The following is a 26,982-nucleotide window of genomic DNA, read 5'->3' as shown; positions in this document are numbered from 1 at the left end:
GCATTCAAATGGGAAACAGCCCCTGTGCCGGATGGTCGGCGCCCGCAGAAATCCAACCGATGACGTATAGGGCAAGAGCGGCCGCGACAAGCCCGTCGACACGATCCATGATGCCGCCATGGCCAGGAATGAGCACGCCGGAATCCTTGCAGCCGTGCCGCCGTTTGACCCAGGATTCGAACAGGTCGCCCGCTTGGGCGACAACTGACAGCGCCAGCGCCACAAGGCCGAGCAACGCCAGGTTGCCGGCGCCGGCAATGGCTGCCAGCAGAAGTCCCGCGACGACGCCACCGACCGCCCCGCCGAACGCGCCGCTGCGCGTCTTGCCTGGCGAAATCGACGGCGCCAGTTTAGGCCCGCCGACGGCGCGTCCGACGAAATAGGCAAAAATGTCGGTTGCCCAGACGACCGCGAACAGGAACAGGATGGCGACGAGGCCCGAATGGTCGCCATCGCGCAGCAGGGCAAGCGACAGGCCCGACACGCAGGCATAGGCAAGGCCGCCAGCGTCCCACTGGCCGATCTTGCGAAGTCCCGCGGTGGTCGCCGTTATCGCAACCAGAATCACGACCAGCGGCAGCAGCCACAATGCGGACAGGCCAGCGATCAAGGCGCCGACGAAAATGACCATCAGCGCTTCCGGCAGCAAACCAAGCCCGTCGGCCGCGGCGGGCCGCGACATACGTGTCCACTCATAAAAGATCATTGCCGACATGACCGCGCACAGCAGCCGGAAAGGCAGGCCGCCAAGCCAGGTCAGGCCAAGGGCGACAATGGCGAGCACGACCGCCGAAATCACACGCAGCTGAAGGTTGCTCATCCCGCGGCCGGTCGCGAAGCGACGTCTTGCGGGTCCAGTCCGCCGAAGCGGCGCTCGCGGCCGGCATATTCGCGCAAGGCCTCGGCGAGGTGCTCGCGATTGAAGTCCGGCCAGTAGCAGGGCAGGAAGACGAGTTCGCTGTAGGCAGCCTGCCACAAGAGGAAGTTGGACAGGCGAAGCTCGCCGCTGGTGCGGATGACCAGCTCCGGATCGGGAATGCCTTGCGTGTCGAGAGAGCCGGCAAAGCTTTCGGCGGTGATCGCCTCGCTATCGATTTCACCGCGCGCCACGGCCAGGGCAAGCTTGCGCGCGGTGCGGACGATCTCGTCGCGCCCGCCGTAATTGAAGGCGATCACCAGCGTCAGCGAGGTGTTGTTGATCGTCAGCGATTCGGCTTCCTCGAGCAGTCCCCTGATGTCCGCCTGCAGCCCTGCCCGGTCGCCGATGATCCTGACCCGCACGCCGCTCTGGTGCAGCTCGGCAAGGTCGCGACGGATGAACAGCTTCAACAGACCCATAAGGTCACTGACCTCGGACTTCGGCCGCGACCAGTTCTCCGACGAGAAAGCATAGACGGTCAGGAAGGAGATGCCGAGACCGGGGGCGGCGCGCACCGCCTTGCGCAGCGCCTCGACGCCGGCGCGATGACCCGCGAGCCTCGGCATGCCGCGCGCCTTGGCCCAGCGTCCATTTCCATCCATGATGATCGCGACATGCGCGGGCGTTGTCATGATCTCGCTTTCGGATCAGCCAAGGGCCAACCCTAAACCTGCATGATTTCAGCTTCCTTGTCGGAAAGCAGATGATCGATGGTGCTGATGGTTTCGTCGGTAAGTTTCTGGACCTGGTCGGAACGCTTGCGCTGGTCGTCCTCGCTGATGTCGCCGTCCTTCTCCGCCTTCTTCAGGAAGTCCATGCCGTCGCGCCGCACATGGCGCGCGGCGACACGCGCGTTCTCGGCATAGCCGTGCGAAATCTTGACCAGCTCCTTGCGGCGCTGTTCGTTGAGCTCCGGCAGCGGAATCCTCAGATTGGTGCCGTCGACGATCGGGTTGAAGCCCAGATTGGATTCCCGGATCGCGCGGTCGACCGCGCCGACCATCGACTTGTCCCAGACCGAGACCGAGATCATGCGCGGCTCCGGCACGGTGACGTTGGCCACCTGATTGATCGGCATGGTGGTGCCATAGGCTTGCACCTGGATCGCGTCGAGCAGGTTGCTGGACGCGCGGCCGGTCCGCAGCGAGGCCAGATCATGCTTGAACGCCGCGATTGCCCCATCCATGCGCCGCTTGAGATCGTCGTACTCACCACTCATTTTAGTCTCCTCGACCCGTCTGCCGCGGGTTCACTGCTTCGGGGCAAGGCCCCGTGTTCGAGCCTGATTTCGAAACCCGGCTTCCCTTCTTCGGGATCAGGCCCCGGATCACTCGTCCGCGACGACCGTACAGCGGCCGCCGCCCCTCAGAATATCCCCGAAACCGCCCTTTTCGTGGATCGAATAGACGATTATCGGAATGTTGTTTTCGCGCGCAAGTGCAATCGCAGCCGTATCCATGATCGAAAGGCCGCGATTTATGACTTCGGCGTGGCTGATGCGCTCGAAACGCGTCGCGCTGGGGTCCTTTTTCGGGTCGGCCGAATAGACGCCGTCGACCTGCGTGCCCTTGAACAGCGCGTCGGCGCCGATTTCGGCCGCACGGAGCGCGGCAGCCGAATCAGTGGTGAAGAACGGATTGCCGGTGCCGCCGGCGAAGATCACGACCTTGCCCTGGTTCATGTAGGCGGTCGCCTGGCGCTGCGAAAAGCTCTCGCAAAGCTCGGGCATGGCGATCGCGGACAGCACGACGGCGTCGACGCCGATCTTGTTCAGCGATGTGCGCAGCGCCAGCGAATTGATGACCGTGGCAAGCATGCCCATATGGTCGCCGGTAACGCGGTCCCCGCCCTTGGAGGCGACGGCCACGCCGCGAAAGATATTGCCGCCGCCAATGACGACACCCACCTCGATGCCCAGCGCGCGCGCCTCGGCGATGTCGCCGGCAATGCGGTCGACGACCGAGACGTCGATGCCAAAATGCTGTTCGCCCATCAACGCTTCGCCCGAAGCTTTCAGCAGAACACGTCGGTAGAGGGGCTTCACCGTCATCTGGTTCCTCGAAAATCCCGGCGCGGCAAGCTCCGAAGGCGAAAAAAGGCCTCCTGCTTCGTCCGGCGGTGCTGTCATGACGGGTTGACCGGATACACGAAGGGCGCAGCGATGTCACGCCGCGCCCTTGTGCAAAATTCCAGGCTTTTTGGATCAATTGCTGCTGATGGCAACGGCCTCGCCTTCGACCACCACCGGCAATGCATAACCGGACGGCTTGTCGCCGGTCACGACACCGCCGGCGACACGGACCTGGATCTCGGGGCCGAAATAGGAATGCGGGAACGGCGCCGGCGTGCCGCTCACCTTGTCCAGCCGCTGGCGAAGCGCGGGCGGTATGGAGAAATCGAGCGCCGCGAGATTGTCCTGCAACTGCGAAAGCCTCGTTGCTCCAAGGATGACGGTGGCAATTCCTGGCTGTGTCGCCACCCAGTTGAGCGCCACCTGAGCCATGCCGCGGCCGAGCTCGGCGGCGACCTTCTCCAACTCCGCCACAACAGCCCAGTTGTGCTCGGTAAATTTCTGGAAGCCTGGATGGGTGGTGTTGCGGAAGCCGTCGAGCCGGCCGGCATTGCCCGCTTGCGCCGGGCGGTATTTGCCACTCAACAGCCCGCTGGCCAGCGGGCTCCAGACCATGATGCCGGCGCCATGGCGCGTCCCGAACGGCACGAATTCATGCTCGATGGCACGCTCCGCCAGGGAGTATTCGAGCTGCAACGCCGAGATCGGCTCATAGCCGCGCAGTTCGGCGATCGCCTGAGCCCGTCCGGCATACCAGGCCGGCACGTCGGACAGGCCGATGTGACGTATCTTGCCCGCCCGAACCAGATCGTCGAGGGTCCGCAGCACTTCCTCGGCCGGCGTCAGCCTGTCCCAGATATGCATGAGATAGAGATCGATGTAGTCGGTGCCCAGCCGCTTCAGCGAGGCGTCGACGGCACGCATGATGTTCTTGCGGCCATTGCCGCCGGCGTTGGGATTGCCGGGGTTCGAGTTCATGGTGAATTTGGTGGCGATCACCGCCTTGTCGCGCAAGCCTCGCTCGGCCACGAATTCACCGAGCCAGGTCTCGGCCGTGCCGCCGGTATATAGGTCTGCGGTGTCGAAGAAATTGCCGCCAGCCTCGACATAGGCGTCGAACATCGCGCGCGCCGTGTCCCGGTCCGCGCCCCAGCCCCATTCCGTGCCGAAGGTCATCGTGCCCAGCGCCAGCCGGCTGACGCGCAGGCCGCTGTTGCCGAGTGTGTAGTAGCTCATCGTCATTGTCTTTTCCGATCCTGATCCGGTTGGTGCGGGCGTCATTGGCCCGGGGTCGCCTTGACCCAGGGATTGCCGCGTTCATGCGTCATGCGGAAGGTGAAGCCATCGACTTTCCAGACGGAGCCAGAACGTGTCAGGTGGTGCTCATACGTGCCCCAGACTTCCCACAGCGGATCGCCATTGCCCTCCATCCGGTTCCAGGCATAGCCGTTCGACAGAACGGTCGCGCTGTCCGCCTCGAGAACGACCTGGTGATTGGTGCGCAGGTGCAGGCTGGTCTTGCTGCCCTTGAGATTGCCGGCCCAGGCGCCGATCAGATCGTCGGACGCAATGTTGGCCGCGGGCTGCCCGGACAGGCTGCTGAAGTCGGCGGTGACCCGATCCGCGAAATAGCTGCGAGCGAGTTTCCAGTCCTGCGCGTCGACGGCGCGGTCGATGGCATCGGCGATGCGGATGACCGCGCGTTCGTCCGCGAGCGCTTGCCAGCCGGATGGTTCCGCCCCGCCGGCATCGACCGGTGACAGCGCCACGCCGGCCGCGAAAGTTACGTGCTTCAACGCATTCATGTCTCTTCTCCTCAATGCCATCAGCCAACCGCGGATGTGTCGGCGACAATATGGATCGGTGTCTTGGCATCGATTAGATTGCATTGTTCGCAAGGACCATGCGATATCATTCATGAATGGATCGGGATCTGCTCTCTCATTTGCCTGTCATCGTCGCCGTTGCACGTCGCGGCGGTTTCGCGCTTGCCGCGGCCGAACTCGGTATGAGCCCGTCGGCGGTCAGCCATGCGGTGCGTCTGGTCGAGGAGCGGATCTGCCAGCCGTTGTTTGCGCGCACGACGCGCAGCGTTTCGCTGACCGAGGCCGGCAAGGCGCTGGTGGAAACGGCCGCCCCTGCCCTCCAGGACATTGCCGAGCAGATGGACCGCATCCGCAGCGTCAAGGGCAGGCCGTCTGGCCTGCTCAGGATCAATGCCTCCAACATCGCGATCCCATTGGCGGTGACGCCGGTCGTCGCCGCGATGGCCGAGCGCTATCCCGACATTACGGTGGAGATTTTTGCCGATCAGGGATTGGTCGACATCGTCGGCGAAGGTTTTGACGCCGGCATCCGGCTCGGCGAGATGATCGCGCAGGACATGGTGGCCATCCGACTGACGCCGCCCTTCAAAGTCGTCGTCGTCGCCTCTCCCGCCTATATCGGACGACGTGGGCGTCCGCGCAGCGTGGCCGATCTCGCGAACCACAATTGCATCGGGTACCGGCTTGTCCGCTCGGGTGCCCTCTATCGCTGGGATTTGACCTGGGATGGCAAGGATGTGGTCATGGAAACCAGCGGTACGGCCATCGTGACGGACTCGCTGGCCGCCATTGATCTGGCGCTCGCCGGAGTAGGCCTGGCCTATATGTTCGAGCCGCTGGCGCGCGCGGATCTGGCGGCCGGGCGCCTGGTGCAGGTTCTGCCGCAATCTGCGATCGAGGAACCCGGCCTTTTCCTCTACTTCCCGCGCCGCGCCGCGATGGCGCCGAAGCTCAGGGCCTTTATCGACACCGCAAACGAAATCGGCCTGACATCCTTGCGGACATCAGGCCGAAAAACACAGTCGCAATAATGCGGTAGGACGCTTACTTCTTGACCGCCGCAGCGACTTCCGCGGCGAAATCGGACTCTTCCTTCTCGATGCCCTCGCCAAGCGCGAAGCGCAGATAGGCGGTGATCTTGGCGGGCGCGCCGATTTCCTTTTCGGCATCCTTCAGCGCCTTCTCGACGGTAATGTCGGGATTGAGCACGAAGGCCTGCTTCAAGAGCACGACTTCTTCATAGAACTTGCGCAGGCGACCCTCGACCATCTTCTCGATGATCGCTTCCGGCTTGCCGGACTGGCGCGCCTGGTCGGAGAAGATGGCCTTCTCGCGCTCGACCGCTGCCGGGTCGATCTGCTCGGCGGTCAGCGCCATCGGATTGGTGGCGGCGACATGCATGGCGACCTGGCGGCCGAAGGCATTGGCGGCATGCTCGTTGCCGGTGGTCTCGATCGCGACCAGCACGCCGAGCTTGCCAAGGCCATCGGCAACCGAATTGTGGACGTAGGTCGCAACCGCGCCATGCGGAACGGTCAGCTTGGCCGAGCGGCGGAAGCCCAGGTTCTCGCCAATGGTGCCGACAGCGTCCTTGATGGTGTCGGTGACCGACTTGTCGGAGCCCGGATACTTCGCGGCAGCCACAGCCTCGGTCGTGCCGTAGGCAAGCGCCACCTTGGCGACGTTGGCGACGATTTCCTGGAAGGCGGCGTTGCGGGCGACGAAGTCGGTCTCGGAATTCACCTCGACGACGGCAGCTTCGCGCACGCCATTGTCGACGCCGATTAGGCCTTCGGCGGCAGTGCGGCCGGCCTTCTTGTCGGCTTTGGAAATGCCCTTCTTGCGCAGCCAGTCGACGGCCTCTTCCATGTTGCCGTTGGTCTCGTTCAACGCCGCCTTGCAGTCCATCATGCCCGCGCCGGTCAAGTCGCGGAGTTCTTTGACCTGTGCAGCCGAAATGCTCATTGTCGCCTCTTTGTTTCAAATGCGCCGACGCACCATCGAATCTCGACGGTGCGTCTGTTTAGCGTGCCAAAATATGAGAAAGATGAAGGCCGCAAGCCGGCCTTCGATTATCAAGCCTCTGGGGCTTCCGACGCCGGAGCCGGATCGAGCGCCGGTTCGACCGGAGCTTCGACCGAAGCGCCGATGTCGACGCCGAGCGCGCCCTGCTGACGGGCGATGCCGTCGATCGCAGCCTTGGCGATCAGGTCGCAATAGAGCTGGATGGCGCGGGCCGCGTCGTCATTGCCGGGGATCGGGAAGTCGATCTTGTCCGGGTCGCAGTTCGAATCGATGATGGCGACGACCGGGATGCCGAGACGCTTCGCCTCGAGGATGGCAATCGCCTCCTTGTTGGTGTCGATAACGAACATCAGGTCGGGCGTCGAGCCCATGTCCTTGATGCCGCCGAGCGCCTTGTCGAGCTTCTCGCGCTCACGGTCGAGGTTCAGGCGTTCCTTCTTGGTCAGGCCTTGCGCCTCGCCGGCCAGCATCTCGTCGAGCTTGCGCAGCCGCTGGATCGAGTTCGAGATCGTCTTCCAGTTGGTCAGCATGCCGCCGAGCCAACGCGAATTGACGTAGTACTGGGCCGAACGCTGTGCCGCATCGGCGACGATGTCGGACGCCTGCCGCTTGGTGCCGACGAACAGCACGCGGCCGCCCTTGGCAACGGTGTCGGAAACCTGCTTCAGCGCCTGGTGCAGCAAAGGCACCGTCTGCGAGAGGTCGATGATGTGGATGTTGTTGCGGGCGCCGTAGATGTAAGGCGCCATCTTCGGGTTCCAGCGGTGGGTCTGGTGGCCGAAGTGAATGCCAGCTTCCAAAAGCTGGCGCATGCTGAAATCAGGCAGTGCCATTCTCATTTCCTTTCCGGTTAGCCTCCACGGACACAGGCATTTGTGGACCGAAATCCTCGAACGCCACCGGAGGTCTCAGCCGGATTTCTCCCGGGCAGACACCAAAGTCCGTGTGTGGAATGAGCGCGCATATAGAGGGGAAGTGCTGCAAACGCAAGCCGTGTAGCGCTTTAACGCCTAGCGTGCGGCAATCAGCGCTCCGGTGCCGATCATGGCGCTGCCGGCAAACCTGTTCATCAGCCGCATGCGCCTGGGCGTCCTGAACCAGCCCGAAGCCCGGCCAGCAAGCCCGGCATAGACACCCATGGTGAGGATATTGACGCTGATGACCACGGCCACCACCAGCAGGCCGTCGACAAATGTCAGCGTGTCGAGATTGAGAATCAACGGCATGATCGAGGCATGGAACAGAATCGCCTTCGGATTCCCCAGCGCAATGGACGCACCAAGGAAGAAGAACCGCGACAATCTCGTCCGTGCCGCCTGCGGCTCGTTCGTTTGCGCGGTCGAGGCCCTCCACATCCTGACGCCGAGAAAAATCAGGTAGGCGGCGCCTGCATATTTCAGCAGGAGGAAGATCCATTCGAATGTCTGGGCCAGGGCCACCAGCCCGAGCAGGGCCAGGGTGACCAGTACGGCATCGCCGGCGGCGACCCCAACGCCGGCTATGAAGGCGCGGAGGAAACCACGCGACACGCCATTGGTGATGACGGCGAACATCGCGGGTCCCGGTGTGGCGGCGGCGAGCGTGACAGCGGCGCAATAAGCCAGAAATGCCGTTAGTGTCATAGTTTGGCCTTTCCGTTGGGCACCCGCACGCGCCGGAAGATCGCGACGATCTCCTCGCGGCTGCATTCGATGGCGCCGAGCCGTACCGCGCGGTCGCGCTCGAAGCCGGTTATGTCATAGTGTGGCGCCGATGTCCTGGGCGGCCCCTGATAGGACGAGCGCTTCACGCCAAGCCGCGATGCGAACCGGTGCAGCTCGTCGGTGTCGTCGGCCATCAGGTGGCACCAGCGATGGCCGGCCCACTTCCAGATCGCCGCATCGACATAGACCGCCATCATGCCCGCCACGGCCAGCTCACTTGCGCATCGCCGCTATTTCGATACCGGGCAAGGCTTTGTCTGGTCGAACAGCGACAGATTGACCAGCTTGCCGGTCATCGAGAAGTCGCCATAGTCCATGACGAGATCACGGGTGATGCCGTTCTCGTGCAGCTTGAAGCTGATCCGGTATTCCGGCACTTCCTCGCCGTTCTGGGTGCTGTCGTCGAAATAGGCGATGTCGACCGGCCAATATTTGTCGGCGGCAAGCTTCGCCAGTGCCGGCGCTTCCGGATCGGCCTTGTCGGCCTCGGTCTTCTTGCCGACGACAACCGTGGTCGTCATCACCTTGTTGGCGTCCTCCGAGCCATCGAACAGGTTGGTCTGGTAGAAGTTTTCGCCTTTTTCGGCCTTGCCGATCAGCTCGACCAGATGTTGGGTCGGGAACTGGGTGGCAGCGAGTTCGAGACTATTCTTCTCCGGCTTGTCGATATCGACCTTCAGGCCCTTGGCATTCTTTGTCGCGACGCCCTTGACCTCCTTGTCGAGGTTCTGGTCGACGAAGGACTTCGTCACGAAGGAAAACATCTTGCCTTCCGCGTCCTCGAACGTGGTGGTCTGCTGGTCGGTCAGCTTCGTGTTGTCGTTGGTCGCGATCTGGGTGACGAAACGGAATTTCACCGTATAGCCTTCGCAGGCCGAGCCGTTGAACTCGTAGACCATGCGGCCGGTGATGCCGGTGATGCCGGAGCGATCATCCGCCTTCTTGAGGGTGAGATCGTAGACGGCGCGATGCGCCTGCAGCGCCGGTACGGCGAAAGCGGAGCCCACGGGGAACAGCGCCGACAACAGAACGGCGTGGAATGCAAGGCGCGTTGCGCGCATGAGGTACTCCAATCGTCGCGGCTGATGGCAGGCCGCAGGGAAAGATGGTCCAGCTTAAAAAAAGTCGTGGCGGAAGCGAGGCAAAAATAGCAATTTCGGCCCGGCCAGCGCGGCACCTTCCAGCAATAGGGAAAAGCAATGAGTGAAACAATCGAAAAGCGGCTAAGTGATCTCGGCGTGACGCTTCCTGTTGCCGCCGCGCCCGCCGCCAACTACGTGCCCTATTGCAGGACCGGCAACCTGCTGTTCACGGCGGGACAATTGCCGCTCAAGGACGGCAAGCTGCAGGCGAGCGGCCTGCTTGGCCGCGACATCGACACGGCAAGCGGCAAGGACGCGGCGAAATACTGCGCCATCAACATCCTGGCGCAAGCCAAGGCGGCACTTGGCGACCTCGAGAAGATCCGCCGCCTGGTGAAGATCACCGTCTTCGTGGCGTCGGCCCCCGATTTCGTCGAGCAGCATCTGGTCGCCAACGGCGCCTCCGATTTCCTGGTTGCCGCGCTCGGCGAAGGCGGCAAGCACGCACGCTCCGCCGTCGGTACCGCCTCCCTGCCGCTTAATGCCGCGGTGGAGATCGAAGCGGTCTTCGAAGTCGAATGAGTGAAGGTGCAGACATGACCGACCTCTCCTGGCTGACTGCCCGGCCGGTTGCCCATCGCGGCTTTCACGACATGAACAAGACGCGCTGGGAAAACACGCTTTCCGCCTTCGCAGCCGCGGCCGAGCGCGGCTACGCGATCGAATGCGACGTGCATCTTTCGTCGGATGGCGTTCCCATCGTCATCCATGATGATGATCTGCAAAGGTTGACCGGGAAGGACGGGTTCGTCTGGCAACGGAGCGCCGCCGAACTTACCGCGCTCAAGGTTGGCGGCACGGCGGATCACGTGCCGACGCTGCAGGAAACGCTCGACCTGGTCGACGGCCGTGTACCCATGGTCGTCGAGCTGAAAGGAACTCCCGGTCGCGATGAAGGCCTGGTGGCACGCGTCGGCAAGATGCTGAAGCGCTACAAGGGCAAGGCTGCGATCATGTCGTTCGATCACTGGCTGATCCGCGATTTCCCCAAACACGCGCCCGGCATTCCAGCTGGATTGACCGCCTATGGCAAGGACGCCAAGCTGATCGAAGCGCATTTCTCCATGCTGGCGCACGAGCTCTCCTTCACCTCCTACGCCGCCGGCGATCTGCCGAACCCGTTTGTCAGCTTCGTGCGCGAAAAGCTCAAAATGCCTGTCATCACCTGGACGGTCCATGACCAGCCGGCGGTCGACCTGACCTTTAGATATGCCGATCAGATGACGTTCGAAGGCTTCGAACCCGACTTGGTCAAAGTCGCCTGAAGAGGGTGCCCGAAACGTGACTTGTAGCGGCCCGAATGGAGCTTAAATAAGCCTCATGGATCAGGGCGACGACGGCGACGGACAAACGGCGAATGCGGACTATGCGATCCGCATCGCCGCCGGTATAGGCGCCTTTACCTGCGATGAATGGAATGGCTTTGCCGGGACCACGCGCGGCGACGCGGAAGTCGGCTATAACCCGCTGGTTTCATTCGCTTTTTTGAGCGCTCTGGAGGATTCCGGCTGCGCCGTTCGGCGCACTGGCTGGCAAGGCCATCACCTGCGGCTGGAGACTGCGCGAGGCAGGCTGCTCGGTGCGGTTCCCTGCTATCTCAAGTCGCACAGCCAGGGCGAATACGTGTTCGATCATGGCTGGTCGGATGCCTTCGAGCGCGCCGGCGGCCGTTACTATCCCAAACTGCAGAGTGCCGTGCCGTTCACGCCCGTCACCGGCCCTCGCCTGCTGGTCGGCAAAGGCGAGGATCAGGATGCAGTGAAGGCCGGCCTTGCCGCCGGGCTCAAAATGGTGACCGACAAGCTCGGCGTATCCTCGGCACATGTCACTTTCGCGCAGGAGAGCGACGTCGCGACGCTTGAGGCTGCGGGCTTCCTGCATCGCACCGACCAGCAATTCCACTTCTTCAACGAAGGCTTTTCCACCTATGACGACTTCCTCGCCACGCTTGCCTCGCGCAAGCGCAAGGCGATGAAGAAGGAACGGCGCGAAGCGCTCGCCGATGGCATCACGATCGACTGGCTCACCGGCAAGGACCTGACCGAAAAGGCCTGGGACGACTTCTACGCCTTCTACATGGACACTGGCAGCCGCAAATGGGGCCGCCCCTACCTGAACCGCCAGTTCTTCTCGTTGATCGGCGAACGCATGGCGGACGACATTCTGCTGGTGATGGCCAGGCGCAACGGGCGCTACATTGCCGGCGCCATCAACTTCATCGGCTCCGATGCGCTCTACGGCCGCAATTGGGGCTGCATCGAGGACCACCCCTACCTGCATTTCGAGGTCTGCTACCACCAGGCCATCGAGTTCGCCATCGAACGCAAGCTGAAGGTGGTCGAGGCGGGTGCGCAAGGCGAACACAAGCTGGCGCGCGGCTACCGGCCTGTGACCATGCATTCGGCGCACTACATTGCCCACCCCGGCCTGCGCAAAGCGGTCGCCGATTATCTCGGGCGCGAACGGCGCGAGGTGGAGCGGATGGGCGAGTATCTGGAGGAGCATACCCCGTTCCGCAAAGATCTCGAGGAATAGCCGGCCTCATCGCGCGCTCGTCGAGGCCGGCATGGTCGATCTCGATCGATCTCCCCGCAGCTTCGTCTTGCCGCTCGGAGGCGGCTTCGTTACACCGGACGGCAAAGGCACACTCCGGAGCGTTCGCCATGACTGAGGCCTATGACACCGACAACATCTTCGCCAAAATCCTGCGCGGCGAAATACCCTCGCACCGTGTGTACGAGGACGAGGCTGTCGTGGCTTTCATGGATGTGATGCCGCAAGGACCAGGCCATACGCTGGTGGTGCCGAAAGCGCCGTCGCGCAATCTGCTCGACGCCGAGCCCTCGACATTCGCCCTCCTTTTCACGGTCGTTCAGAAAGTGGCACAGGCGGTCAGGAAGGCTTTCAATGCCGACGGCGTCACCATCATGCAGTTCAATGAGCCTGCATCCGGACAAACCGTCTATCACCTGCATGTCCATGTCATCCCGCGCTTCGACGGCATCCCCCTGAAACCGCACACGGGCCCGATGGAGAATCCGGAAGTGCTGGCGCGGAACGCAGACAAGATCCGCGGCGCCCTCCAGAGCGGATTTTAATCCTTTATAAACCGGCAGATCATGGTGTCGCCTGTATTACAGCCTGCGATTACTTTGTTCATACCTTTGCAAGCCTTTCCGGGGCATGTTTTCGCGGAGGACGGGCGATGCGGGATATTTCGGAAACTTTAGGCAGGCAGCCTGGCGCCAGCGCGAGCGGCGCCTTCGTGCATCTTTTGGCCGAATCATTTTATCGCCACCGCGCTATTCATGCGGTCGCCCTGTTTACACTCGGACTAAGTTTCATGATTGGCGCCCGGGTCGGCATCCGGCCGGATTTTGGACTGCTTGTCGAATACGGCTTCTACCTGGGGGTGTATTCCTGGGTTGTCGGATGTGTCTACGCGGCATTCCGCCTGTTATGGCTGGCCATTGTCGACGGCGCCACCTCGCCGCTCCGTCTTTTCCTGAATTCATTCTGGGAGTTGCTGTCTGATCGAAGGCGCATCGCCAACGGCGTGAACGGGCTGGTCGCGATCATGGCTTTTATATCCGGCTTCACGGTACTGAAAGGAGCGATCGCGTTGCTGGCGCCTTTCTCCTGGGACCAAGCCTTTGCACAATTCAGCGTCGGCCTGCATTTCGGCCGCCCTACTTACCAATGGGTCTGGTGGATCGTGGAAAGCCCCCTGGCCGTTCATTTTCTCAATCTTTGTTACAATCTTTGGTTCGTGGTGCTGCTCTCGGCGATCTTTTCAAGCGTCGCGGCGGCTCGCGATTCCCTGCTGCGACATCAGTTTCTGCTCAGCTTCATGCTGGTCTGGCTGATAGGCGGCTTCGGCATTGCCCTGATATTCTCATCGGCCGGCCCTTGCTATTACGCCAGGCTCGGCCTTGGCGATCTCTATCAACCGTTGATGGACGCACTTCAATCGGCAAATCGGCAGTATCCGATCTGGGCCCTTTCCCTGCAGGACAGGTTGTGGGACGGTTATCAGGGTTTGCCTTCGGGCAGCATGGGCATATCGGCATTTCCCTCCATGCATGTCGCGTCGGCCGTGCTCATTGCCCTCTATGCGACCAGGCTATCGGTCAGCCTTGGCACTTTGATGTGGATATTCGCGGTGCTCATCATGCTCGGTTCGGTGGTCCTTGGCTGGCACTATGCCATTGACGGCTACGCCGGCGCGCTTGTTGCCCTTGCGATCTGGAAAATCACCGGCGCGGCGTTGTCCCGGGCGGACGCAAGAACTATTACCGTTTTGGAAGAGCTGTCCGGCCTCGGCGCGCTGCCACTCATTTGTTTAACGCCGCAACCGGCGGATGGCCTGGCCATGGCCGACGGCGCTTATCCACGCCAAATCATTTGCGGACAATTGGATCAGGAAGACCGGAGCGCCGCAAAAGCCGGATCCGAAAGCCTCTGAAATGCCGTTGGCGCCACCACTCCCTTCAGAAACTGCTGGCGGATCGCATCCGCGCATTGCCCGACACCGAGGCGTGACGTATCGACTTCCAAATCATACACGCCAGGCCGGTGCACTTCTCCCTGCCACAGGCGTACAGGCAAAGGCACGGGATCACCGGGCGCGCCGGTAACGTAGTTCCCGCCCGCGGCGCTGGCGGCGCGCCTTTCCATGATGACCTCGATCGGGCAGCGAACGCCAACAAACAGGACCGGCAGGCCGGCGAGCCGCCTCGCGCAATCGGCCAGGATGTGGAGCGGTTTCGAATAAGCGTCGTGGTGGCCGACATCCGCAACGACATTCAGCCCCAATCGACTATGCGCCGCGATCGATTCATAGAGGGCCGCATAGAAGCGCGGCACGAAAACTTCCAGATCGGGCCGCTCGCCGCCAGGGCGCAGGCCTATTCCGGGACGATATCGCGGCGGCGTGATCTGCTCATAGCTGTCAACGCCAAGATTCATCCATGGACCGTCAAAGCTCTCCCCGATGGCCTCGGCTATACTCGACTTTCCCGAACGCGGCGCGCCGTTGAGGATGATGATTTGCCCGGCCACGCGCCACCTCATTGTTCCCATGAAAAAAGCCCCGTTTCCGGGGCTTTTTTGACTTTCGCCAGGCTCAGCCCTTTCTGGGCAGTTGCGGTACAAGGCTGCGCTTGCCGCCGTCCTTGCCCTTGGGCTCCGATTTCTGCGCCACGACCTTCTTTGCCGCGGGCTTCCTGGCCACGGCTTTGGGTGGCTTCGGCGCGTCTTCCGGCTCTTCCTTCTTCGGCTTCACCGGCGCCTCGTCGGCAAGCGATTCGAGCTTGAGGCCGGTCTCGCCGGTTTCCTTCTTCTCGACGGTGACGCGCACCGTGCCGCCCTTCTTGAGCTTGCCGAACAGCACCTCGTCGGCCAGCGGCTTCTTGATGTGCTCCTGGATGACGCGGCCGAGCGGACGCGCACCCATGCGTTCGTCATAGCCCTTGTCGGCGAGCCAGGCGATCGCGTCCGGCGACAGGTCGAAGGTGACGCCACGCTCTGAAAGCTGGGCTTCCAGCTGCATGACGAACTTCTGTACCACCTGGTGGATGACCGGCACCGGCAGCGAGCCGAACGGAATGATCGCATCGAGGCGATTGCGGAATTCCGGCGTGAACAGCCGGTTGATCGCCTCGACATCGTCGCCTTCGCGCTTGGTCGAACCGAAACCGATCGCCGCGCGCTGCGCATCGGATGCGCCCGCATTGGTGGTCATGATCAGTATGACATTGCGGAAGTCGATCTGCTTGCCGTTGTGGTCGGTCAGCTTGCCGTGGTCCATAACCTGCAACAGGATGTTGAACAGGTCCGGATGCGCCTTTTCGACCTCGTCCAGCAGCAGCACGCAGTGCGGATGCTGGTCGACACCGTCGGTCAAAAGGCCGCCCTGATCGAAGCCGACATAGCCGGGAGGCGCGCCGATCAACCGCGAGACGGTGTGGCGTTCCATGTATTCCGACATGTCGAAGCGGATCAGTTCGACGCCCAGCGAGGCGGCCAGCTGCTTGGCGACTTCCGTCTTGCCGACACCCGTTGGCCCAGAGAACAGATAGGAGCCGATCGGCTTCTCCGGTTCGCGCAGACCGGCACGTGCCAGCTTGATCGCCGAGGTCAACGCGGTGATGGCGGTGTCCTGGCCATAGACGACGCGCTTGAGCTCGATGTCCAGGCCCTGCAGCACCTTCTCGTCATCGGCCGAAACCGTCTTCGGCGGGATGCGCGCCATGGTAGCGATCGTCGCTTCGATTTCCTTGATGCCGATCGTCTTCTTGCGCTTGGCTTCCGGCACCAGCATCTGCGAGGCGCCGGTCTCGTCGATCACGTCGATCGCCTTGTCCGGCAGCTTGCGGTCGTTGATGTAGCGCGCCGACAGCTCCACCGAGGCCTTGATCGCCTCGTTGGTGAACTTCACCTTGTGGAATTCCTCATAATAGGGCTTCAGGCCCTTCATGATCTCGATGGCGTCCTCGATGGTCGGCTCGTTGACGTCGATCTTCTGGAAGCGTCGCACCAGCGCACGATCCTTCTCGAAGAACTGACGGAATTCCTTGTAGGTGGTCGAACCGATGCAACGTATTGCACCCGACGACAGAGCCGGCTTCAACAGGTTCGACGCGTCCATCGCGCCGCCCGAAGTCGCGCCGGCGCCGATCACCGTATGGATCTCGTCGATGAACAGCACTGCGCCCGGATAATCCTCGAGCTCCTTGACGACCTGCTTCAGCCGTTCCTCGAAATCGCCGCGATAACGCGTGCCGGCCAAAAGCGTGCCCATGTCGAGAGCGAAGATGGTGGCATTGTGGAGCACTTCCGGCACGTCGCCCTCGACGATGCGCTTGGCCAGGCCTTCGGCGATCGCCGTCTTGCCGACGCCGGGGTCACCGACATAGAGCGGGTTGTTCTTGGAGCGGCGGCACAGCACCTGGATGGTGCGGTTGATCTCGCTCTCGCGGCCGATCAGCGGATCGATCTTGCCGGCCTTGGCCTTGTTGTTGAGGTTGACGCAGTAAGCCGTCAGCGCGTCCTGCTGCTGCTTCTTCTTGCCGCCTTCCTCCTGCGGCTCGGCGCCGTTCTGGCCGCCCTGCTCGTCGTCGGCGCCGCGCGGGGTGCGGCTCTCGGACGCGCCCGGGCGCTTGGCGATGCCATGCGAGATGTAGTTGACCGCGTCGTAGCGGGTCATCTGCTGTTCCTGCAGGAAATAGGCGGCATGGCTTTCGCGCTCGGCGAAGATGGCGACGAGCACGTTGGCACCCGACACTTCCTCGCGGCCGGATGACTGCACATGGATCACCGCGCGCTGGATCACGCGCTGGAAACCGGCCGTCGGTTTGGAATCCTCATCGTAGCCGGTGACCAGATTGTCGAGCTCGGTATCGATGTAGGTCAGAACGGTATGCTTCAGCTCGTCGAGATCGACGTTGCAAGCGCGCATGACGGCGGCCGCCTCGGTGTCGTCGATAAGCGCGAGCAGCAGGTGTTCAAGGGTTGCATATTCATGGTGCCGCTCGTTGGCGAGCGTCAGCGCTTGATGAAGCGCCTTTTCCAGGCCTTGGGAGAAAGCCGGCATGTTACCTCACTTCTTCTCCATCACGCATTGCAGCGGATGCTGATTCTGTCGGGCGAAATCCATGACCTGGGACACTTTGGTCTCGGCCACCTCGAATGTATAGACCCCGCACTCGCCCACTCCATGATTGTGAACATGAAGCATGATGCGTGTGGCGGCTTCGCGGTCCTTCTGGAAAAAACGTTCCAGCACGTGAACCACGAACTCCATCGGAGTGTAGTCGTCGTTGAGGATGAGGACCCGGTAAAGGCTGGGCTTCTTGGTCTTGGTTTTGGTGCGCGTGATAACGGCCGTCCCGCGGCCGGCCTCATTGCCGTCGCCGCCGCCGTTTTGCATCCGCGCCACTCGTCTCGTGGCAGTCAAACCGATCGTCACGTAATCCTGCCTCTTCGAATCCTCATGCGAGTTCGACATGTAGGTGTTCGATGGACGATTTTAAGCCCTTCTGGTTAGCTGACAATATGGCTAGGTGACCAACTTGGCGGATTTTCGCATTCGTGAAGCGCTACGCTGTCGCGGATCGGAAACTGGCATGAAAAAACCCGGTCGCGTTTCCACGACCGGGTTCTGCCCCACCCACGAAGGGCCGGATCTTGAAAATTGTCGGGCGAAAATTACTTCGCCTTGGCAACGATCGATTCGAACGGCTTGTAAGCTTCCTTGGCGAGTTCGGCATAGAGGTCGCCAATCTTGGTGGCCTCGGCGACGAACGCCTCGTAGGACTGCTTGGCATAGTCGGACTGGATCTCGATCGCCTTGTCCAGCGACTTGGCCGAGAACAGCTTCTCGAACGCGGCGCTGCCGGCTTCGAAGCTCTTCTTGGTGTATTCGCCGGCCTCGGTGGCGATCGCCTGCGCGCCCTTGGACAAAGAGGCGAAGCTCTTCAATCCGGTGTCGGCGAACTCCTTGCCGTACTTGCTGAAGTCCTCATAGGTCTGGGTCATTTCATACTCTCCCTGGACGGTTGAAGCGCCCTGCCCCGAGCGCCGTTGTGCAATGCATGATAATATATTGTGCGCCGCACAAAAGTCAAGAATTCAAGGGCTCGCCACCCCGCCGGCACCGGCAATGGCTAAAATTCGAATAAAGGAAGGCTCAAACCACCAGAAAATGGTGAACGCGGCGGTTACCATAAACGGATTGGTAACGCTGCCCCGCTAGCTTGGCCGGAAGCGAGGCAGGATCCCTTTGCCGCCTCCAGCGCAACGAGAAATTCAAAGGAACTACCAGTGCGTCAGGCGTTGTCGGGCATCGTTTCCAAATCCGCGTCCCCTCTCAAAACGATCATGATCCTCGCCATGGCGATGACATTCATCGTCGCGGATGCGGCATCGTCGCTCGCGGCAAAGTCAGCGGCCATCGTCGTCGACGCCAAGACCGGCAAGGTGCTCTATTCGGCAAACGCGGATGGCCGGCGCTATCCTGCCTCGCTGACCAAGATGATGACGCTCTATCTGACCTTCGAAGCGATGGCGAAGGGCAAGATCAGCAGAAACTCGCCAGTCGTGTTTTCGGCCCATGCCTCCGCCGAGGCACCGACCAAACTGGGCGTAAAGCCGGGCGGATCGGTCACGGTCGAGACGGCGATCCTGTCGATAGTCACCAAGTCGGCCAACGACTCGGCGACCGCGCTTGGCGAAATGATCGGCGGCAACGAAACCAATTTCGCCCGCATGATGACGGCCAAGGCGCGGCAGCTCGGCATGGACGGCACCGTCTTCCGCAACGCCAACGGCCTGCCGGATCCGGGGCAGTTCACCACCGCGCGCGACATGGCCACGCTCGGCATCGCGCTGCGGGAACATTTCCCCCAGTACTACGGCTATTTCGCGCAGCGGTCCTTTCTCTACGGTCGCCAGCGCATCAATGGCCACAACCGCCTGCTCGGGCGCATCAAGGGCGTCGACGGCATCAAGACCGGCTATACCCGCGCCTCCGGCTTCAATCTCGTCTCGTCCGTTAATGACGGCAACCGCCGCCTTGTCGCCGTTGTCATGGGCGGCACGTCGGGCGGCAGCCGCGACAACCAGATGGCTGGCCTGATCAACACCTACCTGCCGAGGGCCTCCACCCGCGGTGGCGGCGATCTGGTCGCCAAGGCGGACAGCAATCCAATCAAGGCACTTGCGAAGGTTCTCCTGCCCAAGCACGACGCGCCGACCCCGGACGAAAAGCCGGTGGCCGTCGCGGAAGCCGATACGGCTGTCGCGGACGACACGACCACGGCTGTCGCGGACGACGCCACAGTTGCCCAGGGCGACAGCGAGGACGAGGATACAGCCGAGGCAGAGGCGCCCAAGCTGGTTGTTCCGGCAAAGAAGGTGAAGACGGTCATCGTCTCCGCCCCCAAGGTTGCCACCGCGCAGGTCGTGGCCGCCTATGCCGAGCCCGCCCCGGCCGCCGTCGATCCGGTCAGCACCGCTTCGGTTCCGTCAGGCTGGGCCATTCAGGTTGCCTCCTCGCCCAACCAGTCCGAAGCTCAGGCTTTCCTCGACAAGACCACCAAGCAGGCTCCCAAGGTGCTGGCCGACGCTTCCGGCTTCACCGCCGCTTTCGACAAGGGCGGCGTCACTTACTACCGCGCCCGTTTCGGCGGCTTTGGGTCGAAGGACGCCGCCTGGAAGGCCTGCACCGCTTTGAAGAAGAAGAAAATCGAGTGCTACGCCGTCCAGCAATAGGACTGCGTGGAAGATTTCTCCCGGAAGAATATTGCGTCGAAGGAGACTAGTTGTGATTGGAGAGCAAGACGTCCTTGGCTTCGTTAATCCGCGCCGCCAGGAAAGACGTGCCGCCGATGTCGGGGTGCAGGCGCTGCATCAGGCGGCGGTGCGCCTTGCGGACATCCGCCGCGGCGGCCCCCGCTTCAAGACCAAGGACCTTGTAGGCCTCCTCCTTAGTCATGGCGCCCGGACCTGGCGCAACACCCAGCCCTTCGCCACCGTTCGTCTCAGCGTTTTTGCGCCAGACGGGAAATCTGCCGTCAAGATACGTCTCTAGCAGTTGGCGGCTCTCCGGATCGCCGGAGAGCTCGCGGTAGAGATGCTGCAATTCCGCTTGGGTCATCGAGCCAAGCATCTTGCCATCGTGGCGGCCGGCAAGAACCAGCCCTTCAAGGCCGCCCGTATCGTGATCGAGTTCCATCTCGAGTGCCGCTGTCCGCACGGTTGAGCGTTTTCCAGCAATTGGCCTGGCATTTGGGCGCCCGGTACGCGTGGCGCCATACCAGGCGATTGCCACGAACAGGATGATTCCGCCGATGCCTTGACGCCCGACCACGAGCACGGCGCCGCCGATCAGCGCCAGCAGTATCGGCCCCAAGGTTCTCATCCCGCTTGCGAGTTGCGCCGGATCCGCACGGAGAAAGGCCATGGCCAACCCCAGGAGCACCAGCAACAACGCGACCACAACGATAATTGCGCCTAACATTTCCCATCGCCCCGCAGATATCCTGTCCGCCTGGACAGCCGCGTGATGTCCTTCAACACTTTTTCTGCGCCAGAATCATGGCCTTTACCCCCGCTGGAAGAGGACCATCATACGAGCTGGTTCTCCAACGCCGCGGCCTGTGTCGACTTCGACAGTTCTTCCTCGCGCATGGATTTCAAGATGTGGCGTCGTCGCGTCGCTTGCAAGTCCAGTGCGAAGCAAGTTTGAGGGCCAGAAATGTCTAGAGCAGGCCGAGATCGGCGAGCTCGCGCCTGAGTTTCGGCGGCATCTCGACCAGCCCCGCCCTGCCCTTGCCGAGATCCGCCGGGGCGTCCGTTGGCTTCAGATAACGCCAGCCCTGGAAGGCGCGGCGCGGCTGCCAGTCGGTGCGCACCACCTCGGGATCGAGCATCAAATGGCAGCGGCCGATGCCATCGTCATCGGTGAACGGCCGGATCTCCGTGATCAACTGCCGGCATTGCACGCTGCCCTTGATCACCCAGTAGAGCGAGCCGCCATCGGTGACCTCGTCGCCACGTGTCGGCACCATGCGGGTGGTGTGCCAGTGTTCGGCTGGTTCGCCGGCACGGCGGCGCTCGTCGAGACGGAAGGCGATCCAGTCTTCGAGATCCTCGACACTGTCGCAGCCGACGCAAAGCTTTAGGAGATTGAGAGCCATGCGCTAAGGTTAGCCCGGGGCGCCAGGACGTCAACGGCCTGGCGGACTTCTCCACAGTGCCGGTTTGGGCCAGATCTCAACACTCAACGACATTGACGGCAAGACCGCCAAGGCTGGTTTCCTTGTACTTCTCGTTCATGTCGAGGCCGGTCTGGCGCATGGTCTCGATCGCGGCGTCGAGCGGCACGAAATGCACGCCGTCGCCCTTGATCGCCAGGGACGCGGCCGTGACCGCCTTGACGGCACCCAGCGCGTTGCGTTCGATGCACGGCACCTGCACCAGCCCGCCGACCGGGTCGCAGGTCATGCCGAGATGATGTTCGAGCGCGATTTCGGCGGCATTCTCGACCTGTTCGGGCGTGCCGCCCATGACGGCGCACAGGCCGGCGGCCGCCATCGCCGAAGCTGAGCCCACCTCGCCCTGGCAGCCGACCTCGGCGCCGGAGATGGACGCATTGGACTTGATGATGCCGCCGACGGCCGCTGCCGTCAGCAGGAAATCGCGGATGCTCGGCTGGTCGGCCTCGGGATGGAAATGCAGCCAGTAGCGCAGCACCGCCGGCAGAGTGCCGGCCGCGCCGTTGGTCGGTGCGGTGACGACACGCCCGCCGGCCGCATTCTCCTCGTTCACGGCCATCGCGTAGATCGACAGCCAGTCATTGGCGAGCAGCGGGTTCGGCCGGTTCTGCTGCCACTGCTCCTGCAATTTGTCATGGAGCTGCCTGGCGCGCCGCCGCACCTTCAGCCCGCCCGGCATGATTCCGTCCTGCGACAGGCCGCGGTCGATGCAGCTCTTCATGGCGCCCCAGATGGCGTCGAGGCCGGTGTCGAGCTCCTCGCGCGACATCTGCGTTTCCTCGTTGATGCGCTTCATGTCGGCGATGGAAAGGCCGCTCTTGGCCGCCATCTTGAGCATCTCGACCGCGTTCTTGAAGGGATACGGCACTTTCTTGCCCTCGGTCGTGACCGAGCCCTTGACCTTCATCCGCTGCAGCTCTTCTTCCGAAACCACGAACCCGCCGCCGATCGAATAGTAGATGCGCTTGAGCAGCAGGCGACCGCCGGCGTCGTAGGCATGGAACGCCATGCCGTTGGCGTGACCGGTGAGCGGCGTCTTGCGGTCGAGCACCAGATCGGTGGCCGGGTCAAAATGGTAGGAGGGGTGACCGGGCGGTGAAATCAGCTTGTCGGCAGCGATGCGGCTGATGATGCCGTCGGCCTGGTCGGGGTCGACCGTTTGCGGCGTCTGGCCGGCAAGGCCGAGAATGACGGCACGGTCGCTGCCATGGCCGACGCCGGTATAGGCGAGCGAGCCATGCAGGCTGGCACCGATGCGGTCGACCTTGGCACCGGCGGGGCGCGGCCAGTCGTCGCCCGCGACCTCGTCGAGAAAGCGGCGCGCGGCCGTCATCGGACCCATCGTGTGCGAGCTCGAAGGGCCGATGCCGATCTTGAACAGGTCGAAAACGGAAAGGAACACGCTGTCTCCTGGGTCACGTCGAGGACTACATATAGGAATTCCCGGGATGTTTCCGCTCTTTTGACGATCGCGGCGCAGCACCTGCCGACCTTGTTTGCTCCGGCAGCGACATTGATTGTCTGTCGCCATATGCGGCGATCGAAGCGATCGCGCGGGATATGGTAAACTCAACCATGGGCGATTCCTCCTATCTGTCGGCGGCCGATCTCGCGGCGCTTGGCTTTTTCCTCCTTGCGTGGGTGCTGCACACGCTCGCGTCCGATGGCAAGCTGGTTAGCCGCATGTCGCTGACGACCGCCATGAATGCGCAACGCGAGGCCTGGATGCGCACCATGGCCGAGCGTGAGATCCGCATCGTCGACACCGCCATCATGAGCGGCCTGCAGCAGGGAACCGCCTTCTTCGCCTCCAGTTCGCTGATCGCGCTCGGCGGCTGTTTCGCCCTGCTTGGCGCGTCGGACCGCGTCATCGAGGTTCTCAGCGACCTCCCGCTGGGCGGCGTGCCGGATCGAGCCGCTTTTCAGATCAAGGTGCTGGGCCTGGTGCTGATTCTCGCCTTTTCCTTCTTCAAGTTCGGCTGGGCCTACCGGCTGTTCAACTATTGCTCGATCCTGATCGGCGCGGTGCCGATCCCGCATGGCGAAGCCTCGCGCAATCCGGTCACGCAAACGGCCGTGTGGCGCGCGACGCAGATGAACATGCTGGCCGGCAAGCATTTCAACTCGGGCCTGCGCGGCGTGTTCTTCTCGATCGGCTATCTCGGCTGGTTCGTCGATCCCCTGGTGTTCGTGCTGTCGACGCTTCTGCTGCTGGCCGTCCTGGTGCGGCGCCAGTTCTTCTCGGCAGCGCGGCGCGCCGTCATCGGTCAGCCGCCCGGCGCCGGAAACGGCTGATCGATGCGCCCGGAAAGCCAATAGGCCAAAAGTCCGATCCACTCGCGAACCGCCATCGTGGTCGCCTGCAGCGAGTCGGACGGGTTGTCTCGGAACAGGCCGATGCCTTCCTTGCCCGAGGTACGATAGTCGACCGGCCATGGAACGGTTGGAAAACCGGCCTTGTCGAACAGCGCCTTGGCGCGGGGCATGTGAAAGGCTGATGTCACTAGCAGCCATGTCTCGCCCGGCTTGGGTTTGACCAGTTCGCGGCTGAAGACCGCGTTCTCGTAAGTGTTACGGGATTTGTCTTCGAGGATCAGACGGTCGGCCGGTACACCCAGCGCCTCGAGCAGGCGTGGCGCCGTGTCGGCATCACCTTCGCCATCGAAGAACAGTGAGCCGTTTCCACCGGAGACCACCACTTTTGCCTGCGGGAAACGCCGGGCGAGGATTGCGGTCTCGACCATGCGATCGCCGCTGCTGTTCAATTCATGGCCGCCGCGCACGAGGTTGATAGCGCCCTCGAAGCCGCCGCCGAGCACGGCGATGCCGTCCACTTTCTCCGGCAGCGACGGCTTTGGAAAGCGTTCCTCCAGCGGATTGAGCATCATGGCGCCGAGCGACGTCCAGGCCGACAGCGCAAGGATCAAAAACGCCAGCACACTGCCGGTGACGGCAAGCCGCCGCCGGCCGATCATCCCCGCGATCAGCCCCGCCAAAAGCAGGAAGATTGTCAGGTTGAGTGGCTGGATGAAGAACCAGAAGACCTTGGAAAGATAGTAGAACATCGCTCCACCCTTACAGCGTCAAGGACGCCGTAATGCTTCAGTTTCACGCATGATCCTATCCGAAAATCGATCGCGATTTTCGGGGGCATGCGTCAGACGAGCGATACCCTTACCACCACTTCTCCGGCTGGAATGTGCCGGCCGCCTGCTCGATGACGGCGGCGGTCTGGAACAATGTCTCTTCCTCGAACGGCCGGCCGATCAGCTGCAGGCCGAGCGGCAACCCCTTGGGGTCGAGGCCGGCGGGCACCGCAATGCCGGGCAGACCGGCCATGTTCACGGTGACGGTGAAAATGTCGTTGAGATACATCTTGACCGGATCGGCCGCCATGTCCTCGTCGGCGATGCCAAAGGCGGCGGACGGGGTCGCGGGCGTCAGGATGACATCGACACCGGCGGCGAAGACGTTTTCGAAGTCGCGCTTGATCAGGTTGCGCACCTTCTGCGCCTGTAGGTAGTAGGCGTCATAATAGCCGGCCGACAGCACATAGGTGCCGATCATGATACGGCGCTTGACCTCGCGGCCGAAGCCGGCGGCACGCGTCTTCTCGTACATCTCGACAATGTCCTTGCCTGGCACGCGCAAGCCGTAGCGGACGCCGTCATAGCGGGCGAGGTTGGACGACGCCTCGGCGGGAGCCACGATGTAATAGGCCGGCAGCGCGTATTTGGTGTGCGGCAGGGAGATGTCGACGATCTCGGCGCCGGCATCCCTGAGCCAGGCAATGCCCTTCTGCCACAGGGCCTCGATCTCCTCAGGCATGCCCTCGACGCGGTATTCCTTGGGAATGCCGACCTTCATGCCCTTGATCGGCTTGCCGATCGCAGTCTCGTAGTCCGGCACCGGCCTGTCGACTGACGTCGTGTCCTTCGGGTCGACCGAGGCCATGGATTTCAAAAGAATGGCAGCGTCGCGCACGTCGCGAGCGATCGGGCCGGCCTGGTCGAGCGACGAAGCGAAGGCGACGATGCCCCAGCGCGAGCAGCGGCCGTAGGTCGGCTTGATGCCAACAGTGCCGGTGAAGGCGGCTGGCTGGCGGATCGAGCCGCCGGTATCGGTCGCCGTAGCACCGGCACACAGGAAGGCCGAGACGGCAGTCGCGGAACCACCGGAAGACCCACCCGGCACCAGCTGTGCATTGTCGAGGCTACGCTGGGTTTTCGTGCCGCCGGCCGACACGAAGCCGCCATCCCCTTGATGTGTCGTGGGCATCACCACCGTATCGAGGCGCGAACGCCGCCACGGATTGATGACCGGGCCATAGTAGGAGGTCTCGTTGGACGAGCCCATGGCGAACTCGTCCATGTTGAGCTTGCCCAGCATGACCGCGCCATCGGCCCACAGATTGGATGTGACGGTCGATTCATAGCGCGGCTTGAAGCCGTCGAGCACATGGCTGCAGGCCTGGGTATGGACGCCTTCAGTACCGAACAGGTCCTTGATCCCAAGCGGAATGCCTTCCAGAGCACCGCCCTCGCCCTTGAGCAGCCTCGCGTCCGACGTCTTGGCCATCTCGCGTGCCTTGTCTCCGGTCACAGCGACATAGGCATTGAGCGCCGGATTGGCGCGATCGATCGCCGAGAGATAGCTTTCAGTCAGCTCGGTCGCGGTGATTTCCTTGCCGCGCAGCTTGGCGCGGGCCTGCGAAATCGTCAGTCGGGTCAGGTCGCTCATCATAGGCTCTTTTCGTAAAACACCGACCACTCGGAATCGGGATAATCCAGCACCGGCCCGCAGCGCGAGAACCCGGCACGTTCATAGACGGTCCAGGCGGCCGGATGCCGGTCACCGGTCTCCAGCACCAGCCGCTTCAATCCTTCATGGCGCGCCAGCGCCTCAAGCCGCTCAACGACGCCGGCGCCGATCTTGCGGCCGCGATGCGAAGGCCTGATATACATGCGCTTGACCTCACCGATCGCGTCGCCATGCCGCTTCAGCGCGCCGCAACCAATGGCGATCCCATTGTCGCGAGCGATGAAAACCGTCGTGTCCTGCCCCGCCATCTGCTCGACAGTCAGATGGTAGCAATGCTCCGGCGGCGTCAATTCGAGCAAGGTTTCGTTGAGCTCCCTCACCAGGCCGCGCACGTCGTCCTGCAGCGGCGTCTCGATGGCGATCTCGATTGCCATCGGCGCCTTACTCCACGACCTTCGGCACGAGGAAGAAATTCTCATCGGTCGCCGGTGCGTTGGCGACGATGTCGGCCGCCTTGTTGCCGTCTGTGACGACATCCGCGCGCTTCTTCATCTCCATCGGCGTCACCGAGGTCATCGGTTCGACACCGGAAACATCGACCTCGTTCAACTGTTCGACGAAGCCCAGAATGGCGTTCAACTCGCCGGTCATGCGCTCGGCATCTTCCTCGCTCACCGCGATGCGGGCGAGATGCGCGACGCGCTTCACTGTCTTGACATCAACGGACATGTATTTGCCTCGGGAAAAACCAGATCGCG

Annotated in this window: 30 protein-coding genes; 8 read left to right on the top strand and 22 right to left on the bottom strand. The window is 62.5% G+C overall.

Annotated elements, in window-relative coordinates:
• Positions 1-4: 4 nt before the first annotated feature.
• The 6 genes from EN804_RS00615 to EN804_RS00590 form a co-directional block, all read right to left on the bottom strand.
• Complete coding sequence (locus EN804_RS00615) at positions 5-820, bottom strand: phosphatidate cytidylyltransferase (RefSeq protein WP_135918463.1); 816 nt, start codon at positions 818-820, stop codon at positions 5-7.
• Complete coding sequence (locus EN804_RS00610; protein WP_127277852.1) at positions 817-1,551, bottom strand: isoprenyl transferase; 735 nt, start codon at positions 1,549-1,551, stop codon at positions 817-819. The genes EN804_RS00615 and EN804_RS00610 overlap by 4 nt, the downstream gene beginning before the upstream one ends.
• 32 nt (positions 1,552-1,583) lie before the next feature.
• On the bottom strand, positions 1,584-2,138 hold the full coding sequence (frr, locus tag EN804_RS00605; RefSeq protein ID WP_027142617.1) for a ribosome recycling factor: 555 nt from the start codon (positions 2,136-2,138) through the stop codon (positions 1,584-1,586).
• Positions 2,139-2,246: 108 nt separating this feature from the next.
• Complete coding sequence (pyrH, locus tag EN804_RS00600; RefSeq protein ID WP_027142616.1) at positions 2,247-2,969, bottom strand: UMP kinase; 723 nt, start codon at positions 2,967-2,969, stop codon at positions 2,247-2,249.
• 153 nt (positions 2,970-3,122) lie between these two features.
• Positions 3,123-4,232: an aldo/keto reductase gene (locus EN804_RS00595; protein ID WP_127277851.1), complete on the bottom strand. Its 1,110-nt coding sequence runs from the start codon at positions 4,230-4,232 to the stop codon at positions 3,123-3,125.
• A gap of 35 nt (positions 4,233-4,267) precedes the next feature.
• Complete coding sequence (locus EN804_RS00590) at positions 4,268-4,795, bottom strand: nuclear transport factor 2 family protein (RefSeq protein WP_135918462.1); 528 nt, start codon at positions 4,793-4,795, stop codon at positions 4,268-4,270.
• A gap of 116 nt (positions 4,796-4,911) precedes the next feature.
• On the opposite strand from EN804_RS00590, the gene EN804_RS00585 reads away from it, so the two are divergent.
• Positions 4,912-5,847, top strand: coding sequence for a LysR family transcriptional regulator (locus EN804_RS00585; protein ID WP_127277849.1), 936 nt, complete (start codon positions 4,912-4,914; stop codon positions 5,845-5,847).
• Positions 5,848-5,860: 13 nt separating this feature from the next.
• Here the strand turns inward: EN804_RS00585 and tsf are convergent, their stop codons facing one another.
• From tsf to EN804_RS00560, 5 genes are all read right to left on the bottom strand, one after another.
• Complete coding sequence (tsf, locus tag EN804_RS00580; protein WP_027142611.1) at positions 5,861-6,781, bottom strand: translation elongation factor Ts; 921 nt, start codon at positions 6,779-6,781, stop codon at positions 5,861-5,863.
• Between the two features lie 110 nt (positions 6,782-6,891).
• Complete coding sequence (gene rpsB, locus EN804_RS00575; RefSeq protein WP_023777441.1) at positions 6,892-7,674, bottom strand: 30S ribosomal protein S2; 783 nt, start codon at positions 7,672-7,674, stop codon at positions 6,892-6,894.
• A gap of 177 nt (positions 7,675-7,851) precedes the next feature.
• Entirely contained in the window at positions 7,852-8,463 is a 612-nt protein-coding gene (locus tag EN804_RS00570; RefSeq protein WP_127277848.1) for a LysE family translocator, read from the bottom strand.
• Positions 8,460-8,738, bottom strand: a complete 279-nt coding sequence (locus EN804_RS00565) for a DUF4031 domain-containing protein (RefSeq protein ID WP_127277856.1) — start codon at positions 8,736-8,738, stop codon at positions 8,460-8,462. The genes EN804_RS00570 and EN804_RS00565 overlap by 4 nt, the downstream gene beginning before the upstream one ends.
• Positions 8,739-8,774: 36 nt before the next feature.
• The gene (locus tag EN804_RS00560; protein ID WP_135864616.1) at positions 8,775-9,605 is read right to left on the bottom strand and encodes a cell envelope integrity EipB family protein; all 831 of its coding nucleotides are present in this window, start codon (positions 9,603-9,605) and stop codon (positions 8,775-8,777) included.
• Positions 9,606-9,743: 138 nt separating this feature from the next.
• On the opposite strand from EN804_RS00560, the gene EN804_RS00555 reads away from it, so the two are divergent.
• The 5 genes from EN804_RS00555 to EN804_RS00535 all read left to right on the top strand — a co-directional run bounded on the left by EN804_RS00555 (position 9,744) and on the right by EN804_RS00535 (position 14,151).
• Positions 9,744-10,208 (top strand): RidA family protein, encoded by a 465-nt coding sequence (locus tag EN804_RS00555; RefSeq protein WP_127278900.1) that lies wholly within the window; start codon positions 9,744-9,746, stop codon positions 10,206-10,208.
• 14 nt (positions 10,209-10,222) lie between these two features.
• Complete coding sequence (locus EN804_RS00550) at positions 10,223-10,951, top strand: glycerophosphodiester phosphodiesterase (RefSeq protein ID WP_127278899.1); 729 nt, start codon at positions 10,223-10,225, stop codon at positions 10,949-10,951.
• A gap of 55 nt (positions 10,952-11,006) precedes the next feature.
• Positions 11,007-12,221: a GNAT family N-acetyltransferase gene (locus tag EN804_RS00545; RefSeq protein WP_127278898.1), complete on the top strand. Its 1,215-nt coding sequence runs from the start codon at positions 11,007-11,009 to the stop codon at positions 12,219-12,221.
• Between the two features lie 128 nt (positions 12,222-12,349).
• Positions 12,350-12,784, top strand: coding sequence for an HIT family protein (locus EN804_RS00540; RefSeq protein ID WP_127278897.1), 435 nt, complete (start codon positions 12,350-12,352; stop codon positions 12,782-12,784).
• A 107-nt stretch (positions 12,785-12,891) separates the two neighbouring features.
• Positions 12,892-14,151 carry a phosphatase PAP2 family protein gene (locus EN804_RS00535; protein ID WP_135918461.1) on the top strand — a complete coding sequence of 420 codons (1,260 nt, stop codon included), beginning with the start codon at positions 12,892-12,894 and terminating at the stop codon, positions 14,149-14,151.
• Here EN804_RS00535 and EN804_RS00530 read toward each other — a convergent pair.
• The 4 genes from EN804_RS00530 to EN804_RS00515 all read right to left on the bottom strand — a co-directional run bounded on the left by EN804_RS00530 (position 14,106) and on the right by EN804_RS00515 (position 18,224).
• On the bottom strand, positions 14,106-14,747 hold the full coding sequence (locus EN804_RS00530) for a chloramphenicol phosphotransferase (protein ID WP_245464402.1): 642 nt from the start codon (positions 14,745-14,747) through the stop codon (positions 14,106-14,108). The genes EN804_RS00535 and EN804_RS00530 overlap by 46 nt on opposite strands.
• A 64-nt stretch (positions 14,748-14,811) precedes the next feature.
• Positions 14,812-17,280, bottom strand: coding sequence for an ATP-dependent Clp protease ATP-binding subunit ClpA (gene clpA, locus EN804_RS00525; RefSeq protein ID WP_127872496.1), 2,469 nt, complete (start codon positions 17,278-17,280; stop codon positions 14,812-14,814).
• A gap of 6 nt (positions 17,281-17,286) precedes the next feature.
• Positions 17,287-17,616, bottom strand: coding sequence for an ATP-dependent Clp protease adapter ClpS (clpS, locus tag EN804_RS00520; protein ID WP_010909565.1), 330 nt, complete (start codon positions 17,614-17,616; stop codon positions 17,287-17,289).
• A gap of 278 nt (positions 17,617-17,894) precedes the next feature.
• On the bottom strand, positions 17,895-18,224 hold the full coding sequence (locus EN804_RS00515) for a phasin family protein (protein WP_095774324.1): 330 nt from the start codon (positions 18,222-18,224) through the stop codon (positions 17,895-17,897).
• A gap of 285 nt (positions 18,225-18,509) precedes the next feature.
• Between EN804_RS00515 and EN804_RS00510 the strand changes: the two genes are divergently transcribed.
• On the top strand, positions 18,510-19,958 hold the full coding sequence (locus tag EN804_RS00510; protein WP_135918460.1) for a D-alanyl-D-alanine carboxypeptidase: 1,449 nt from the start codon (positions 18,510-18,512) through the stop codon (positions 19,956-19,958).
• A 46-nt stretch (positions 19,959-20,004) separates the two neighbouring features.
• Here the strand turns inward: EN804_RS00510 and EN804_RS00505 are convergent, their stop codons facing one another.
• From EN804_RS00505 to EN804_RS00495, 3 genes are all read right to left on the bottom strand, one after another.
• The gene (locus EN804_RS00505) at positions 20,005-20,706 is read right to left on the bottom strand and encodes a DnaJ domain-containing protein (RefSeq protein WP_127280383.1); all 702 of its coding nucleotides are present in this window, start codon (positions 20,704-20,706) and stop codon (positions 20,005-20,007) included.
• A 241-nt stretch (positions 20,707-20,947) separates the two neighbouring features.
• Positions 20,948-21,385 carry a DUF1489 family protein gene (locus EN804_RS00500; protein ID WP_135918459.1) on the bottom strand — a complete coding sequence of 146 codons (438 nt, stop codon included), beginning with the start codon at positions 21,383-21,385 and terminating at the stop codon, positions 20,948-20,950.
• 76 nt (positions 21,386-21,461) lie between these two features.
• A complete protein-coding gene (locus tag EN804_RS00495) occupies positions 21,462-22,865 on the bottom strand; it encodes an L-serine ammonia-lyase (protein WP_135918458.1) in 1,404 nt (467 codons plus the stop codon).
• 173 nt (positions 22,866-23,038) lie between these two features.
• On the opposite strand from EN804_RS00495, the gene EN804_RS00490 reads away from it, so the two are divergent.
• Positions 23,039-23,758: a DUF599 domain-containing protein gene (locus EN804_RS00490; protein ID WP_135864601.1), complete on the top strand. Its 720-nt coding sequence runs from the start codon at positions 23,039-23,041 to the stop codon at positions 23,756-23,758.
• Here the strand turns inward: EN804_RS00490 and EN804_RS00485 are convergent.
• The 4 genes from EN804_RS00485 to gatC all read right to left on the bottom strand — a co-directional run bounded on the left by EN804_RS00485 (position 23,731) and on the right by gatC (position 26,953).
• Positions 23,731-24,528, bottom strand: a complete 798-nt coding sequence (locus EN804_RS00485; RefSeq protein ID WP_135880421.1) for a YdcF family protein — start codon at positions 24,526-24,528, stop codon at positions 23,731-23,733. The genes EN804_RS00490 and EN804_RS00485 overlap by 28 nt on opposite strands.
• A gap of 109 nt (positions 24,529-24,637) precedes the next feature.
• Positions 24,638-26,203: an amidase family protein gene (locus tag EN804_RS00480; RefSeq protein ID WP_135918457.1), complete on the bottom strand. Its 1,566-nt coding sequence runs from the start codon at positions 26,201-26,203 to the stop codon at positions 24,638-24,640.
• Positions 26,203-26,658 carry a GNAT family N-acetyltransferase gene (locus EN804_RS00475; protein ID WP_135918456.1) on the bottom strand — a complete coding sequence of 152 codons (456 nt, stop codon included), beginning with the start codon at positions 26,656-26,658 and terminating at the stop codon, positions 26,203-26,205. Before EN804_RS00475 ends, EN804_RS00480 begins: the two co-directional genes overlap by 1 nt.
• Positions 26,659-26,665: 7 nt before the next feature.
• On the bottom strand, positions 26,666-26,953 hold the full coding sequence (gene gatC / locus EN804_RS00470; RefSeq protein WP_127872505.1) for an Asp-tRNA(Asn)/Glu-tRNA(Gln) amidotransferase subunit GatC: 288 nt from the start codon (positions 26,951-26,953) through the stop codon (positions 26,666-26,668).
• Positions 26,954-26,982: the final 29 nt, after the last annotated feature.

The organism is Mesorhizobium sp. M8A.F.Ca.ET.161.01.1.1 (genome assembly GCF_004792105.1).
GTDB lineage: Bacteria > Pseudomonadota > Alphaproteobacteria > Rhizobiales > Rhizobiaceae > Mesorhizobium.
Note: the sequence above shows the minus strand (reverse complement) of the source record. Positions and strands in the feature narration are given on the sequence as shown.